The 15,508-nt window shown below is 63.9% G+C and carries 15 protein-coding genes; 5 read left to right on the top strand and 10 right to left on the bottom strand.

The features are described from left to right. Positions 1-36: 36 nt before the first annotated feature. The 4 genes from HWY05_RS22125 to HWY05_RS22110 form a co-directional block, all read right to left on the bottom strand. Positions 37-390 (bottom strand): RidA family protein, encoded by a 354-nt coding sequence (locus tag HWY05_RS22125; RefSeq protein WP_035546926.1) that lies wholly within the window; start codon positions 388-390, stop codon positions 37-39. A 95-nt stretch (positions 391-485) separates the two neighbouring features. Further along, positions 486-1,400 (bottom strand): alpha/beta hydrolase, encoded by a 915-nt coding sequence (locus HWY05_RS22120; protein ID WP_035546929.1) that lies wholly within the window; start codon positions 1,398-1,400, stop codon positions 486-488. Positions 1,401-1,704: 304 nt separating this feature from the next. Continuing rightward, positions 1,705-2,346: a CoA transferase subunit B gene (locus tag HWY05_RS22115; RefSeq protein ID WP_035546932.1), complete on the bottom strand. Its 642-nt coding sequence runs from the start codon at positions 2,344-2,346 to the stop codon at positions 1,705-1,707. A 2-nt stretch (positions 2,347-2,348) separates the two neighbouring features. Beyond that, entirely contained in the window at positions 2,349-3,053 is a 705-nt protein-coding gene (locus tag HWY05_RS22110; RefSeq protein WP_035546934.1) for a CoA transferase subunit A, read from the bottom strand. A 244-nt stretch (positions 3,054-3,297) separates the two neighbouring features. Here HWY05_RS22110 and HWY05_RS22105 point away from each other — a divergent pair, with 244 nt between their 5' ends. After that, complete coding sequence (locus HWY05_RS22105; protein ID WP_176059640.1) at positions 3,298-3,843, top strand: LuxR C-terminal-related transcriptional regulator; 546 nt, start codon at positions 3,298-3,300, stop codon at positions 3,841-3,843. A 68-nt stretch (positions 3,844-3,911) separates the two neighbouring features. Here HWY05_RS22105 and HWY05_RS22100 read toward each other — a convergent pair whose 3' ends face one another. Both HWY05_RS22100 and HWY05_RS22095 read right to left on the bottom strand, forming a co-directional pair. Further along, positions 3,912-4,343, bottom strand: coding sequence for a thioesterase family protein (locus HWY05_RS22100; RefSeq protein ID WP_035546938.1), 432 nt, complete (start codon positions 4,341-4,343; stop codon positions 3,912-3,914). Between the two features lie 45 nt (positions 4,344-4,388). After that, positions 4,389-5,165, bottom strand: coding sequence for an SDR family oxidoreductase (locus HWY05_RS22095; protein WP_035546940.1), 777 nt, complete (start codon positions 5,163-5,165; stop codon positions 4,389-4,391). A gap of 189 nt (positions 5,166-5,354) precedes the next feature. Here HWY05_RS22095 and HWY05_RS22090 point away from each other — a divergent pair, with 189 nt between their 5' ends. Beyond that, a complete protein-coding gene (locus tag HWY05_RS22090) occupies positions 5,355-7,028 on the top strand; it encodes an electron transfer flavoprotein-ubiquinone oxidoreductase (RefSeq protein ID WP_176059639.1) in 1,674 nt (557 codons plus the stop codon). Positions 7,029-7,088: 60 nt separating this feature from the next. On the opposite strand, the gene HWY05_RS22085 is transcribed toward HWY05_RS22090, so the two are convergent. The 4 genes from HWY05_RS22085 to HWY05_RS22070 form a co-directional block, all read right to left on the bottom strand. Beyond that, entirely contained in the window at positions 7,089-8,564 is a 1,476-nt protein-coding gene (locus HWY05_RS22085; RefSeq protein WP_176059638.1) for a tetratricopeptide repeat protein, read from the bottom strand. Positions 8,565-8,624: 60 nt separating this feature from the next. Further along, on the bottom strand, positions 8,625-9,725 hold the full coding sequence (gene aroC / locus HWY05_RS22080) for a chorismate synthase (RefSeq protein ID WP_176059637.1): 1,101 nt from the start codon (positions 9,723-9,725) through the stop codon (positions 8,625-8,627). A 149-nt stretch (positions 9,726-9,874) separates the two neighbouring features. Continuing rightward, complete coding sequence (locus HWY05_RS22075; RefSeq protein WP_176059636.1) at positions 9,875-11,812, bottom strand: MFS transporter; 1,938 nt, start codon at positions 11,810-11,812, stop codon at positions 9,875-9,877. A gap of 182 nt (positions 11,813-11,994) precedes the next feature. After that, on the bottom strand, positions 11,995-12,453 hold the full coding sequence (locus HWY05_RS22070; RefSeq protein ID WP_035546952.1) for a CBS domain-containing protein: 459 nt from the start codon (positions 12,451-12,453) through the stop codon (positions 11,995-11,997). A gap of 317 nt (positions 12,454-12,770) precedes the next feature. On the opposite strand from HWY05_RS22070, the gene HWY05_RS22065 reads away from it, so the two are divergent. The 3 genes from HWY05_RS22065 to HWY05_RS22055 all read left to right on the top strand — a co-directional run bounded on the left by HWY05_RS22065 (position 12,771) and on the right by HWY05_RS22055 (position 15,486). Continuing rightward, a complete protein-coding gene (locus tag HWY05_RS22065; protein WP_176059635.1) occupies positions 12,771-14,132 on the top strand; it encodes an O-acetylhomoserine aminocarboxypropyltransferase in 1,362 nt (453 codons plus the stop codon). Next, positions 14,129-14,962: an alpha/beta hydrolase gene (locus tag HWY05_RS22060; protein WP_176059634.1), complete on the top strand. Its 834-nt coding sequence runs from the start codon at positions 14,129-14,131 to the stop codon at positions 14,960-14,962. The genes HWY05_RS22065 and HWY05_RS22060 overlap by 4 nt, the downstream gene beginning before the upstream one ends. A gap of 203 nt (positions 14,963-15,165) precedes the next feature. Then, positions 15,166-15,486, top strand: coding sequence for an Mpo1-like protein (locus tag HWY05_RS22055; RefSeq protein ID WP_035546961.1), 321 nt, complete (start codon positions 15,166-15,168; stop codon positions 15,484-15,486). Positions 15,487-15,508 lie beyond the last annotated feature (22 nt).

The raw sequence follows: 15,508 nt of genomic DNA, 5'->3' as shown, positions 1-15,508 counted from the left end.
AACGGAAGGTGAACGACAACAACGGCTGCGCGCGGCTCAGTCGCGCTGCGCTGCGACCACGACGATTTCGACGAGGCACTTCGGGTTCGCGAGCCTGGCTTCGACGGTGGCGCGCGGCGGCGTGTCGCCTTGTGCAACCCACTCGTCCCACACGGCGTTCATGCCGGCGAAGTGCACCATGTCCGAGATATAGATCTGCACCGACAGCAACTGCGACTTGTCGCTGTTCGCCTCGCCCAGCAGACGGTCTATATGGCCGAGCACCTCGCGCGTCTGACCCGTGATGTCCTGATCCGCGTCTTCGGCGATCTGGCCTGCGAGGTACACCGTGCCGTTATGCACGGCGATTTCGGAGAGGCGCTTGCCGACGTGATGACGAATGACTGCCATGAAGAATCCTGATTTGGGTTAAAAATTGATCGGAGATGCTTACCGCATGACGCCCTTGCATAACGCCCTAAGCGAACGCCGCGCGGAACTGCATATTATGACGCGTCGGCTGCCGGCCCGATAAAGAACTGCCGTGCAACGTCGATCTGATCGCCCGACAGAAACGCCGGCGCATGCCCGACACCGGCGATTTCCACGCTCGACACGGCGACCCCAGTCTCGGTCATCTGCGTGACGGTTTCACGCGACAACAAATCCGACTGCTCGCCGCGCACCACCAGCACCGGCCCCTGGAAAGCCGCCAGCGAACGCCATAGCACGGCCTCACCGAGTTTGGCCGCCTCTTCGGTGATTGCGGCAAACGGCTCGGCGACGCGCGGGTCGTAGCGCATGAGCCATGCGCCGTCTTTTTCATGCAGCAGCGGTGTGTTGATTTCGCGCCATTCGTCCGGCGTGAGCGGACCGAAGGTTTTCGCCAGCAATGCCGCGTAGTCGACGCCCTGTTGCAGCGTGTCGAAACGCACGGGCTTGCCGAGGTAGTCGCCGATACGCTGCACGGCCACCGGTTCGAGATGCGGACCGACGTCGTTCAGCAACAGCTTGCGGATCGGCGTGTCGGGCAAACCGGCGAGCGCCATGCCGATCAGGCCGCCCATCGAGGTGCCGAACCAGTCGACCGTTTCGACGTTCAGGCGCGCGATCAGCGTGACCATGTCGGCCACGTACTGCGGCACGCTATAGAAGTTGGGGTTGGCAAGCCACGATGACAAACCCCGCCCCGCCACGTCAGGGCAGATCACCCGGTAAGTGCTGGCGAATTGCGCCGCGAGACGATCGAAGTCACGCCCCGAGCGCGTCAAACCATGCACGCATACCAGCACGCGCGGATTGGCCGGATCGCCCCATTCGGTGTACGCGACGCGGTGCAGCCCGGCGGGGCTGGCGCACTGCACGTAACGTTGGCGCGGAACGGCTGGCTCGACGTTGAAAGCGGACGTTGGTGCGGTCATCGGGGCTCCTTGCAAAAGCACTGCGGATTCGGCCCGGCACAGCACGGGCCGATAAGGCATCCAATCTTCAAAGGATTGTAAACCGCTTTGCCATGCGACAAGGATCGGCCAAACGGCATAGGACAAACTCAGACGCGGACTCGCCGCGCACAAACAAAAGCGGGCGAGGCATACGCCTCGCCCGCCTTGCAATCACACTGGCCGGTCGGAGCACCGGCGGCGCGCCGAGTCAGAAAAGAAAACCTCAACCCGCCTGGCGCCGCGCTTTACAGCACGCTTCACAACGTACTGCCCAGCCCACCTCTCAGCTCACCGCGCTCACATCGAGCGGCGCACCGGTCTTCGCCTGAATTTCCTCGATGCTCACGCCAGGCGCCAGTTCCGTCAGCTTCAGCCCGGCTTCCGTCACCTCGATCACGCCGAGGTCGGTGATGATCTGATCGACCACGCCCACGCCGGTCAGCGGCAGCGTGCATTCGTCGAGAATCTTGTGCTGGTCGCCCTTCGCGACGTGCTCCATCAGCACGACCACGCGCTTGACGCCCGCCACCAGATCCATCGCGCCGCCCATGCCCTTGATCATCTTGCCCGGGATCATCCAGTTCGCCAGATCGCCCTTCTTGCTGATCTGCATCGCGCCCAGAATCGCCAGGTTGATGTGGCCGCCGCGAATCATCGCGAACGAATCCGCCGACGAGAAAATCGACGAGCCCGGCAACGTGGTCACCGTCTGCTTGCCGGCGTTGATCAGATCGGCGTCCACTTCCTCTTCGGTCGGCGACGGGCCAATGCCGAGCAGGCCGTTTTCCGATTGCAGCCAGACTTCGACGCCCGCCGGCACGTGATTCGCCACCAGCGTCGGCAAGCCGATGCCGAGGTTCACATAGAAACCGTCCTGCAATTCCTTCGCCGCGCGTGCGGCCATTTCGTCACGAGTCCATGCCATGATCAGGCTCCTTTCGCGCGCACGACGCGTTGTTCGATGCGTTTTTCCGGAGTCGCATTGAGCACAATGCGTTGAACGAAGATGCCGGGCGTATGGATCGCGTCAGGATCGAGTTCGCCGACCTCGACGATCTCCTCGACTTCCACGACCGTGATCTTGCCGGCCATCGCGCACATCGGGTTGAAATTGCGCGCGGTGCGGCGGTAAATCAGGTTGCCGGACTTGTCGGCCTTCCATGCCTTGACGAGCGCGACATCGGCGGTCAGCGAGTGTTCGAGCACGTAGTGGTTTTCGCCGAACTGGCGGGTTTCCTTGCCTTCGGCGATCAGCGTGCCGTAGCCGGTGTTGGTGAAGAACGCCGGAATGCCCGAACCGCCCGCGCGCAGCTTTTCAGCCAGCGTGCCTTGCGGCGTGAATTCGAGCTCGAGTTCGCCGGCCAGATACTGGCGCTCGAACTCCTTGTTCTCGCCCACATACGACGAGATCATCTTCTTCACCTGGCGCGTTTCGAGCAGCAGACCGAGGCCGAAACCGTCGACGCCCGCGTTGTTGCTGATACAGGTGATGCCCTGCACCTTTGAATCGCGCAGCGCCGCGATCAGCGCCTCCGGAATGCCGCACAGCCCGAAGCCGCCGACGGCAAACGTCTGCCCGTCCTTGACGATGTCTTTCAGCGCCTCGGCGGCGCCTGGATAGACCTTGTTCATCAGTATGTCCCTTCCTTTATGGAAACCCGAATCAGGTTCGTTGCGGCTGTTATGACGCTCTGCGGGCTCGCACCCGACACGTCATTCTAGTCATCCGTAGCAGGCCGTGCGCCCGGCTTGGCCGGTGTATTGCGCAGAGACCCATTGCGGACGCTGGCACCGCGTTGTCATGTGCCCGAAAGAGTACGCTGGGCGCGCCATACGGCACAATACGCAAAAATACATAAGTACTTGCCGCCAACTCATGCCCGCACTGGATTATCAAACCGCTTTTCAACTCGCGCCGATCGGCCTCGTGCTGTCGCGCGAACGGGTGATCGAAGACTGTAATGGCGAACTGGCGTCGATTTTCGGCTGCCCTCGCGAGGCGTTGCTCGGCCAGTCGTTTCAGGTGCTGTATCCATCGGCGGACGAATTCGAGCGGATCGGCGTGCGTATTCCGCCGATCATGACCGCGCAGGGCAGCTACGCGGACGACCGCATCATGAAGCGCGCCAACGGCGAACTGTTCTGGTGCCACGTGACGGGCCGCGCGCAGCAACGCGCGGACGCGCATGCGGCGGGCGTGTGGACGTTCGAAGATTTGAGTGCGACGCGACGCGTGGCGGTCGAATTAACGCCGCGCGAACGGGAGATCGCCGCGCAACTGGTGACGGGGAAAACCAGCAAGCAGATCGGCCGCGTGCTGGATATCAGCCCGCGCACGGTGGATGTCTACCGGGCGCGGCTGATGCGTAAATACGATACGGGGAATGCGACCGAGCTATTGCAGCGCTTGCTCGGGCATTGAGGTTTGCGTGGGGCGGCCCGTTTTATTGGCCGTCTTATCGGCCTTAACGGCCTCATCGAACACGCTGATCAAGCCGCCTTGACCAGCGCGGCGCGCTCGATCGTCGCACGCAGCAGATCGGGCACCGGCACCGACTTCGCCGCCGCGTAATCGATCCACACGCAGCGCGCGGCGCCGCGCGCATAGACGGTATTCGGATCGTCGGCGCGCACCAGCTCGAAGCCGGTGTCGAAGCTGCTGCGGCCAGGCGTGGCCACCGTCATCCGGCCGATCACGTCGCCGGGATAATGCAGTTGCTTGAGAAACTCCATCGACGCGTTGACGATCACCGGGCCTTGCCCGTCGGCATTGCTGCCCGCCAGGCCCATCTGTTCGAACCAGGAGATCCGCACCTGCTCCATGTAGCGGAAATAGACCGTGTTGTTGACATGGCCGAATGCGTCCATATCGCCCCAACGGATCGGCATGGACATCTCAAAGACTGCGTGAAAATCGCTCATCGTACTTCCGTTCTGCCTGCTTCTTAAAGTTAAAGTGGACTCAAATCAGGCGAGCCCAAAGCCGTCGTCGGCGGCGATCACCGAGCCGTTGATGAACTGCGACTCGTCGGCCGCCAGCAGCAGCAGGAGCCCGTCCAGATCGTCCGGCTTGCCGACGCGATGACGCGGCAGCATCGACACCAGCTTCTGCCCCTGCTCGGTCGACCAGTGGTGGTGATTGATCTCCGTGTCGATATACCCCGGACAGATCGCGTTCACGTTGATGCCGTGCTTGCCCCACTCCAGCGCCATGGCTTTCGTCATATGGACGACAGCCGCCTTGCTCATCGAGTACAAGCCGATCTGCGGCAGCACACGCAGGCCTGCCATCGACGCGATGTTGATGATCCGGTACGACGGGTTCTGCGCGTTGTTGCCGCGCATGATCATGCGTTTGGCAACTTCCTGCGCGACGAAAAATGCGCCGCGCGTGTTGGTGTCGAACACGTACTCGAAGTCGGCCGGCGTGACTTCCGACAGCTTCTGCGTGGTCGACACGCCCGAGTTGTTCACCAGAATGTCGATGGTGCCCGCCTCGGTCTCCGCATGCGCGACCGCCGACTTGATGCTCTGGTAATCGGTCACGTCGAGCGACACCACATGCGCCGCGCCGCCGGACGCCTCGATCTCGGCGCGCAATTCCTTCAACCGCTCGGTGCGCCGGCTCGCCAGCACGACCTTGGCGCCCGCCTGCGACAATACCTGAGCAAAGCGCTTTCCCAACCCGCTCGAAGCGCCGGTGATCAGCGCGACCTTGCCTTCCAGATTGATCGAACGGCCCATTGTCGTTCCCTTGTTCGGTTGTAATTGCAACTGCGGTTGACAGGTGCGGTAAGACCGTCGCCACGGGTCGGTACCGTATCACATAAATAGAACGATCGTGCTAATCTCTGCTCATCCGGTTGCAGTGCGGGGATGCATCGCCCACAATACGAACCCGAAAAAAGCATTCTAACGGTAAGAGGAGCATCAATGACCCCCGCAAGTCTCATTGAGCAATACGGTCCACGCGAGTCGATGGAATACGACGTCGTGATCGTCGGCGGCGGCCCGGCTGGCCTGTCCGCGGCGATCCGCCTGAAGCAGCTGGCGGCGGAAAAGAGCGTCGAGCTGGGCGTGTGCGTGCTGGAAAAAGGCTCGGAGATCGGGGCGCATATCCTGTCGGGCGCGGTGATGGATCCGCGCGCGATCACCGAACTGATTCCGGACTGGAAAGAAAAAGGCGCGCCGCTCGACGTGGCGGTGAGCGAAGACAAATTCCTCTTCCTGAGCGAAACCGGCTCGAAGAACGTGCCGGTCTGGGCGCTGCCGGACAACTTCAAGAACCACGGCAACTACGTGATCAGCCTCGCGAACGTCACGCGCTGGCTGGGTCAGCAGGCCGAGGCGCTGGGCGTCGAGATTTTCCCGGGCTTTCCGGCCGCTGAAATCCTTTACAACGACGACGGCTCGGTCAAGGGCGTGGCGACCGGCAATCTGGGCATCGGCAAGGACGGCGAGCCGACCGAGAACTTCCAGCTCGGCATGGAACTGCATGCCAAATACACGCTGTTCTGCGAAGGCGCGCGTGGGCATCTGGGCCGTCAACTGAACGACCGGTTCAAGCTGCGCGAAGGCGTCGATCCGCAGGTCTACGGTATCGGCATCAAGGAACTGTGGGAAATCGATCCGGGCAAGCACAAGCCGGGTCTGGTGATGCACACCGCCGGCTGGCCGCTGGAAAACGACACCTACGGTGGCTCGTTCCTGTATCACATGGACAATAACCAGGTAATGGTGGGCTTCGTGGTCGGCCTGGGCTACACGAATCCGTATCTGTCGCCGTTTGAGGAATTCCAGCGCTACAAGACGCATCCGGCGATCCGCGCGATCCTGGAAGGCGGCAAGCGCGTGTCGTACGGCGCACGGGCGATCACCGCGGGCGGTCTGATGTCGCTGCCGAAGCTGGTGTTCCCGGGCGGCGCGCTGGTGGGCGACGACGCGGGCTTCCTGAATGCGTCGCGGATCAAGGGCTCGCATGCGGCGATCAAGACCGGCATGCTGGCCGCCGACGCTGCGTTCGAAGCCGTGCAGGCGGGACGCACAAGCGACGAACTCACAGCCTATCCGGAAGCGTTCAAAACGTCGTGGCTGCACACCGAACTGCATCGCGCGCGCAATTTCAAACAGTGGATGAGCAAGGGCCTGTATCTCGGCACGCTGATGGTCGGTCTGGAGCAGAAGGTGCTGGGCGGCAATGTGCCCTGGACGCTGCATCACCAGCATTCGGATCATGAAATGCTGAAGCCGGCGTCGCAGTGCAAGCCGATCATCTATCCGAAGCCTGACGGCAAGTTGACGTTCGACCGGCTTTCGTCGGTGTTCATCTCGAACACCAATCACGAAGAGAACCAGCCGGCTCATCTGACGCTGAAAGACCCGTCGGTGCCGGTGAATGTGAACTGGCAGACCTATGCCGGTCCGGAAGCGCGTTATTGCCCGGCGGCCGTGTACGAGTTCGTCAAGAACGACGACGGCGGCGAGCGTCTGGTGATCAACGCGCAGAACTGCGTGCACTGCAAGACCTGCGATATCAAGGACCCGACGCAGAACATCGTGTGGGTCACGCCTGAGGGTGGCGGCGGGCCGAACTACCCGAATATGTAAAGGCTGTGCATTTGCCTTCGCGGCGCGTCGACTGCAGGTCGCGCGTTGCGAAGGCGAATTTCAATTCCGCACCAGCGCCACGATCCGTTCCCGCACGTGCGCCACCACCGGCGTCCAATCGCCGACCTCAGGCTGTCGAACCAGCTCAATCGAATCGTACCAGGGCGTCGCCGACGATTCATCGCCCCAAAACCACGCGGACACGTGATCGATCATCAAACAGGTCGGCACGCCGAGTGCGCCGGCCAGATGCGCGGGCCCGCTGTCGATCGTCACCACCAGATCCAGATTCGCCAGCAGCGCAGCCACGTCGTCGAATCCGGACTGAAAATGACCGGTCATATCGACGACATCCAGCCCCTTCTCCCGCCATTGCGCGACCGTCTCGCCGCGTCCCGGCGACAACGCGAAATAGCTCACGCCCGGCACGTTCAGCAGCGGCTCGAGTTGCGCCACCGGCACCGAGCGCCGCACGTCGCGGATATGTTCGGGATTGCCGTTCCATACCAGACCAACTTTGCGATGACCGTGTTTCGCCGCGACGCGCGCGCCGACCCGCTCGCGCCATGCCTGTACAAGCGTAGGGTCGGCGCTCAGATACGGCCGGCCCCATCCCGTTGCATCGAACACGCCGAGCCGCAGCGGCAAGCTCATTAGGCCGCAATGGAAATCGGGCCGTGTGTCCAGACTCGTTTCGAGCGGTAAATCGGTAGGCAGGATGCGTTCGAACAGACGCCGCAACGGTCCGTCGTGACCGAAGATCACCCGGCCGCCCTCGCGCCGCGCCCGCTCGGCGAGGTGCGGCAGAAAACGCACCGCCCACAGACAATCGCCGTTGCCTTGCTCGCCATAAACCACCAGCGTCTTGCCCGCCAGCGATTCGCCCTGCCAATGCGCGCTGATCGACGCGAGCGCCTGCTGCGCGTTATTCAGCTCGCCGCCAAACGCGACGCGTGATTCGTAGTGGGCCCAGCCATCGGTGAACCGTCCCGTGCGGATTTCGAGTTCCGACAGATCGAACCGCGCATGCGCGTTATCCGGCGATAACGTCAGCACTTGCCTGAGCAACGCTTCCGCTTCGGCGAAACGCGCCTGTTCCTTGACGCACAACGCCAGCTTGTGAAGCGCCACCGGATTGCCGGGCACGACGCGCACCGCCTCGCGCAACAGTTGCTCCGCCAGGGCGAATTCGTCGCGCTGCTGGACGGCGGCGGCGCGCCAGATCAGCGCGTTGGCGTCGTCGGCATTGTGGGACAGGAGCAGTTGGGCGGCGGCGTCGGTCAAAGACCAATCGCGCAGGACAAAGGCGGTCTGCGCAATCGTGTGAAGCAGCGTGGGATCGCAGGAGGGATCGAGTTGATAGGCACGCACCAGCGCGGCAAGTGCCTCGCGTTGGCGGTCTTTGTCGCGGCCGGCGTGTTGCAGTATTAACTGACCGAGCGCGAAGCAGTCGCTCGCCATGGCGTCCGGCGCGGCTGCGCGATTGCGCAGGTCGGCCAGATGGCTTTGAACCGGATCGATAGTCGGATCGGTCATGACAAGAACGCCGCGCGCACGTTCTTACGACACAATGAAGCTACTCAACCCGCGCACCGGTTACGGCGCGCTGGCAGCGATCTTCGGCGTGCTGACGGCAACATCGCCGCACTGCGCGCGATGACGCAGCGCGTGGTCGATCAGCACCAGCGCAAGCATTGATTCAGCGATCGGCGTGGCGCGAATGCCCACGCACGGGTCATGCCGCCCGAACGTTTCGACGACGGCCGGCTGCCCGGCTTTGTCGATCGAGCGACGCGGCGTGCGAATACTGGACGTCGGCTTGATCGCGATCGACACGGTAACGTCCTGCCCGGTCGAAATGCCGCCGAGCACACCGCCCGCGTGATTGCCGACGAAGCCTTCCGGCGTCAGTTCGTCGCCGTGCACCGAGCCGCGTTGCGCGACGCTCGCGAAGCCCGCGCCGATCTCCACGCCCTTGACCGCGTTGATGCCCATCATGGCATGCGCGATGTCGGCGTCGAGACGGTCGAACAGCGGTTCGCCAAGGCCGACCGGCACGCCGGACGCCACGACGTTGATACGCGCGCCGATCGAATCGCCGTCTTTACGCAGCGCGTCCATGTACTCCTCGAGCTGCGGCACGATGTCGGCGTTCGGCACGAAGAACGGGTTCTCGCGCACGTGCGCCCAGTCGACGAACGGCACGTCGATCTCGCCGAGCGCGGCCATGTAGCCGCGAATCTCGGTGCCGAACTTTTCGCGCAGCCACTTCTTCGCCACCGCGCCCGCCGCCACCGTGGGGGCGGTCAGACGCGCCGACGAACGGCCGCCGCCGCGGTAGTCGCGAATACCGTATTTCTGCCAGTAGGTGTAGTCGGCGTGGCCCGGACGGAACGTGTCGACGATGTTGCCGTAGTCTTTGCTGCGCTGGTCCGTATTGCGGATCAGCAGCGCGATCGGCGCGCCGGTGGTCTGGCCTTCGAACACGCCCGACAGGATCTCGACCTTGTCTTCTTCCTGGCGCTGCGTGACGTGGCGCGAGGTGCCGGGTTTGCGGCGGTCGAGTTCGAACTGGATGTCGGCTTCGGTGAGCGCCATGCCCGGCGGGCAGCCGTCGATCACGCAGCCGATAGCGGGGCCGTGCGATTCGCCGAAGGTCGTGACAGTGAAAAGCGTACCGAGCGTGTTGCCGGACATGGGCGTCGTCCAAAGAAATGCGGGGAAGGCACTATTATGCCAGCCCGTTCGAGGCCAGGCGGTGGCGCAGGTTCGCTATATGCCTTCTGGATGCCGTCCGGACAAGTACCGGGCGGGGCCGCCTGGGAGCGGCGCGCCCGATCCACCCGCTACTTCCGCGCCCCGCGCAACTCCGTCACGACCTGCTGCAGCAACTCAGGCGTGGCTAGGTCCGGGTCGATCGGCTCGCCCACCGCGAGCGTCAACCGACTCATCACGCCCTTTTGAACCGGCCGCGGCCAGCGCGCGTCGTTGGCGCGCGAAAACACGCTGCCCCACAGACCACGCAACGCCATCGGCACAACCGGTGCGGGCGTGCGCTTGATGATCTCGGTCACGCCATGACGGAACGGATTCATGTCGCCGGTCTTGGTGAGCTTGCCTTCCGGAAAGATGCAAACCAGATCGCCCTCGGCCAGCGCCTGCGCGCAACGTTCGTAGGCGCGCGTCAACAGTTCCGGATCCTGATGGGCCGGCGCGATCGGAATCGCCTTCGCATGACGGAACACCCAGCCGGCGAACGGCGACTTGAAGATCTGGTGATCCATCACGAAACGGATCGGCCGCGGGCTTTCGGCCATGATGACGATCGCGTCGACGAAGCTCACGTGATTACAAACGAGCACGGCCGCGCCCTCTTCCGGAATCCGTTCGGGATGCACGAGGCGGATCCGGTAGAACGTATGCACGAGCACCCACGCGACGAAGCGCAGCAGAAACTCCGGCACCAGCGAATAGATGTAGGTCGCCACCACGATATTCAGCAAGGCCGTGATCAGGAAAAGCGCCGGGATACTGAAGCCGGCCGAGGTCAGCCCGACCGCCATCAGCGACGAAAGAATCATGAACAGCGAGTTCAGAATATTGTTCGCCGCGATGATCCGCGCGCGGTGGCTCGGCTGGCTGCGGCTCTGGATCAGCGCATACAGCGGCACGCTGTAGAAGCCGCCGAACATGGCAAGCAGGAACAGGTCGGCCAACACGCGCCAGTGGGCCGGCCGCGCGAGAAACTCGCCGACGCTCAACAGATGCCCCGCCGCCGGCAGCGCGTGGCTCGCGAAAAACAGATCGATCGCGAACACGCTCATACCGATCGAACCGAGCGGCACCAGGCCGATTTCGATACGCCGTTTCGAGAGCTTTTCGCACATCAGCGAACCGAGGCCGATGCCGATCGAGAACGTGCCGAGCAGCACGGTCACGACGTCCGGGTCGGCGGACAGCACGTTTTTCGCGAAACTGAAAAACGACGACAGAAACGTCGCGCCCACGAACCACAGCCAGGAGATGCCCAGCAGGCTCAGAAACACGGTACGGTTTTCGCGCGCCAGCTTCAGGTTGCGCCACGTCTCGGTGACCGGATTCCAGTTGATACGCAGATCGGCTTGCGCCGCCGGCGTGACCGGCACGAAGCTCGAGACGAAGCGCCCCACCAGAGCAATCGCGACGCACGCGCAGGCTAGCAACACCGCGCCATGTTCGACGAAACCCGCGCCCGCACCGCCGATGATCGTGCCGATCAGGATCGCCACGAAGGTGCCCATCTCGACCATGCCGTTACCGCCGACCAGTTCCGACTTCGACAGATGCTGCGGCAGGTACGAATACTTGACCGGTCCGAACACGGTTGAATGCACGCCCATCAGAAACGTGCACAGGTACAGCAGCGGCGCGCTATGCAGCCAGAACCCCGTGCCGCCGATCAGCATCACGACGATTTCGAACGTCTTGACGAAGCGCGTGAGCATCGCCTTGTCGTATTTGTCGGCGATCTGGCCAGAGGTGGCGGACAGCAGCACGAACGGCAGAATGAAAATGGCCGAGATCAGGAACGCCGCCGTGGCCGGATCGACACCGGAAAAGCGCGCCGCCTGATACGTGACCAGCGACGTGAAACCGATCTTGAACACGTTGTCGTTCATCGCGCCGAGGAACTGGGTCCAGAAAAACGGCGCGAAGCGGCGCTGACTGAGCAGCCGGAACTGGGACTCGTGCGCCTCGTGGGTGCGGGCGGTACGGTGGGCGGCAGGTATCGGACGATCGCTCATGAAGTTCGAAGGACACGCTAAAAGAGCAACAGGGTGGCGGGCTTGGGCACAAGTCCGGGCACAAAAAAAGCGCACGCTTTCGCGCGCGCCCTGACTGCATATTCGCGCTCACCGCAACCGCTCACAGCGAATGCCCGAGCGCTGCGGTGAATCACCGCGCATTAACTCACGACTGATTCACATTAACGCGCGGGTTGTTCCTGCTGCTCTTCCGGCCAGTCGCGGATATAGGCCTTGAGCATACGGTTCTCGAAACCCTGTTCTTCGACCACAGCCTTGGCGACGTCGTAAAACGAGATCACGCCCATCAGCGTGCGGCTTTCCAGAACCGGCAGATAGCGCACATGGTGCTCGAGCATCATGCGACGGACTTCGTTCACGTCCGTTTCCGGCGTGCAGGTGAGCGGATGGTCGTCCATGACCTTGCGGATCGTGGAGGTGCCGACGCTGCCGCCGTTCTTGCTCAGCGTATTGATGATTTCGCGGAAGGTCAGCATGCCGACCAGATCACCGTATTCCATCACCACCAGCGAGCCGATGTCGTGCTCGGCCATTGCGTTGACGGCTTCGTGCAGCGTGGTGTCCGGCGTGACCGTGAAAAGGGTGTTGCCTTTAACCTTAAGAATGTCGCTGACTCGCATGATCTGTCTCCCGAGATACCCGCTAAGCTGGTAATGCATGAATGATTTTCGATCCTAGCGGAAAGGCCCATAAAAGGAAAGCGGCCCGCCCACCAAGGCGCGACGGGCGTTCGCCCGGCTGAATCCGTGCGCGATTCGCGCTGAATCCGCGTTGAATCCGCGCTCAAGCCGCGCCGGATCCGCGCGAATCTCAGGCGATCTCCGCCCACCGCCCCGCCGGCGCATCGGGAAAACCGCGCTTGATGCGCCCGGCGCCGGTGATAGGATGGCCGCCACTTTCACCTTTCGCGAGGCCGTTCGTGGCCTCGCCGCCCAGCATGTCCGCCAACCGTTTCGATACGCTTGCGCTGCACGCCGGCGCCGCGCCCGACCCGACCACCGGCGCGCGCGCCACGCCGATCTACCAGACTACCTCGTTTTCGTTCCGCGATTCCGACCACGCCGCGGCGCTCTTCAATATGGAGCGTGCCGGCCACGTCTATTCCCGCATCTCTAACCCGACCGTGGCCGTATTCGAAGAGCGCGTGGCCGCGCTCGAAAACGGCGCGGGCGCGATCGGCACCGCCAGCGGCCAGGCCGCCCTGCATCTGGCGATCGCCACGCTGATGGGCGCTGGCTCCCACATCGTCGCCTCCAGCGCGCTGTACGGCGGCTCGCACAACCTGCTGCATTACACGTTGCGGCGCTTCGGCATCGAGACGACCTTCGTCAAACCCGGCGACACCGATGCGTGGCGCGCCGCGCTGCGCCCGAACACGCGCCTGCTGTTCGGCGAAACGCTCGGCAACCCGGGCCTCGACGTGCTGGACATTGCCGCCGTCGCGCAGATCGCGCACGAGCACCGCGTGCCGCTACTGGTCGACTCGACCTTCACCACGCCGTATCTGCTCAAACCGTTCGAGCACGGCGCCGACTTCGTCTACCACTCGGCGACCAAGTTTCTGGGCGGCCACGGCACGACGATTGGCGGCGTGCTGGTGGACGGCGGCACCTTCGACTTCGAGGCCTCCGGCCTTTTCCCCGAATTCACCGAGCCTTACGACGGCTTTCACGGCATGGTGTTCAGCGAGGAAAGCACGGTCGCGCCGTTCCTGCTGCGCGCCCGCCGCGAAGGTCTGCGCGACTTCGGCGCATGCCTGCATCCGCAGGCTGCGTGGCAGTTGCTGCAAGGCATCGAGACGCTGCCTTTGCGGATGGAACGGCACATTGCCAATACGCGCCGGGTGGTCGACTTTCTCGTGTCTCACGCGGCGGTCGACGCGGTCGCCTACCCGGAGCTGCCGACACACCCGGATCACGCGCTCGCCAAACGCCTGCTGCCGCGCGGCGCGGGTGCCGTGTTCAGCTTCGATTTGCGCGGTGGCCGCGCGGCCGGGCGCAGCTTTATCGAAGCGCTCTCACTGTTCTCGCACCTGGCGAACGTCGGCGACGCACGCTCGCTGGTGATTCATCCGGCATCGACCACGCACTTCCGCATGGACGCCGCCGCGCTCACCGCAGCGGGTATCACGGAAGGCACGATCCGGCTGTCGATCGGCCTCGAAGATCCCGACGACCTGATCGACGACCTCAAGCGCGCGCTGAAAGCCGCGCAGAAAGCGAGCGGTTCGAGCGTGGCGCCAGGCGGCCGTGCCGCTGCACCGAGCGCCGCCGGCCAACCCCGCCCGGAGTCCGCATGATCCTCACCGTTCAAGGCCAACCCGCCTACGCGTACACCGGCGGCAAACCGTTCGACGCCACTTTGCCGACCGTCGTGTTCATCCACGGTGCGGAACACGACCATAGCGTGTGGGCGCTGCAAAGCCGCTACTTCGCGCACCACGGTTTCGGCGTGCTGGCGGTGGACCTGCCGGGCCACTGCCGCAGCAGCGGCCCGGCGCTCACCTCCGTGGCCGCCATGGCCGACTGGCTCGCCGCGCTGCTCGACGCCGCCGGCGTGCAACGCGCGTTCGTGGCCGGCCACAGCATGGGTTCGCTGATCGCGCTCGACTTCGCCGGCCGCTACCCCGAGCGCGCGACGCACCTCGCGCTGCTCGCCACGGCGGTCCCGATGACCGTCTCCGACACCTTGCTCGACGCCGCGCTGAACCGCGAGCCTGAGGCGATCGGCATGGTCAACGAATGGTCGCATTCGACACTCGCCGCCAAGCCCTCGTGCCCCGGCCCCGGCTTCTGGCTGTACGGCATGAACCAGCGGTTGATGGAGCGCGTGTCGGCACGCGGCGAAGCCAATCTGTTCCACACCGACTTCAGCGCCTGCAACGGCTACACGGACGGCCTCGCCCGCGCCGCCCAGGTGCGCTGCGCGACCCGCGTGGTGGTCGGCCGGCGCGACGCGATGACGCCGCCGCGCGCGGCTAAAGCGCTCGCCGACGCGCTCGCGCAAGCGGGCGTAGCGGTCGACACGATCACTTTGGACGCCGGCCACGCCTTGATGACCGAGCAACCCGACGCCACGCTCGACGCCCTCTTCAGCTTCGCCTCCCGACCGCCTCGCGGCGCTCGATAGTCGCGGCGAACCGTCACGATACGCGCGCCGGAAGCGGCGCGCCATCGGCCGAATGGCCAGGTTGCGCGCATCAGTCGAATGGCCGCACAATGGGTCACGCCTGTCCTGTTTCGACGGCGCGCCGGGCATGCCGACGGCGCGCAACGAAGCCCCCTGGAAGCGACGGGCACGGAGTCGAGAAACATAGAAATCCGGAGGCCGAGATGGCTCAAACCGCCCACCCCGATCACTTCGCGAGTTTCGCGGAGTTCTATCCGTACTATCTGAGCGAGCATCGCAATACGGTCTCGCGGCGGCTGCATTTCGTGGGGTCGCTCGGCGTCATCGGCTGTCTCGCGATGGCGCTCGCCACCGGCGGCTGGCTGTGGCTGCCGGCTGCGGTGATCTGCGGATATGGCTTTGCGTGGGTCGGCCATTTCTTCTTCGAGAAGAACCGGCCGGCTACCTTCCGGCACCCGGTCTATAGCCTGATGGGCGATTGGGTGATGTTCAAGGACATCTGCGTCGGCAAGATTTCGCTGTAGCGATTAAGAAAACCGCATCAGG

This window comes from Paraburkholderia sp. BCC1876, from assembly GCF_902833695.1.
Lineage (GTDB): Bacteria > Pseudomonadota > Gammaproteobacteria > Burkholderiales > Burkholderiaceae > Paraburkholderia.
Note: the sequence above shows the minus strand (reverse complement) of the source record. Positions and strands in the feature narration are given on the sequence as shown.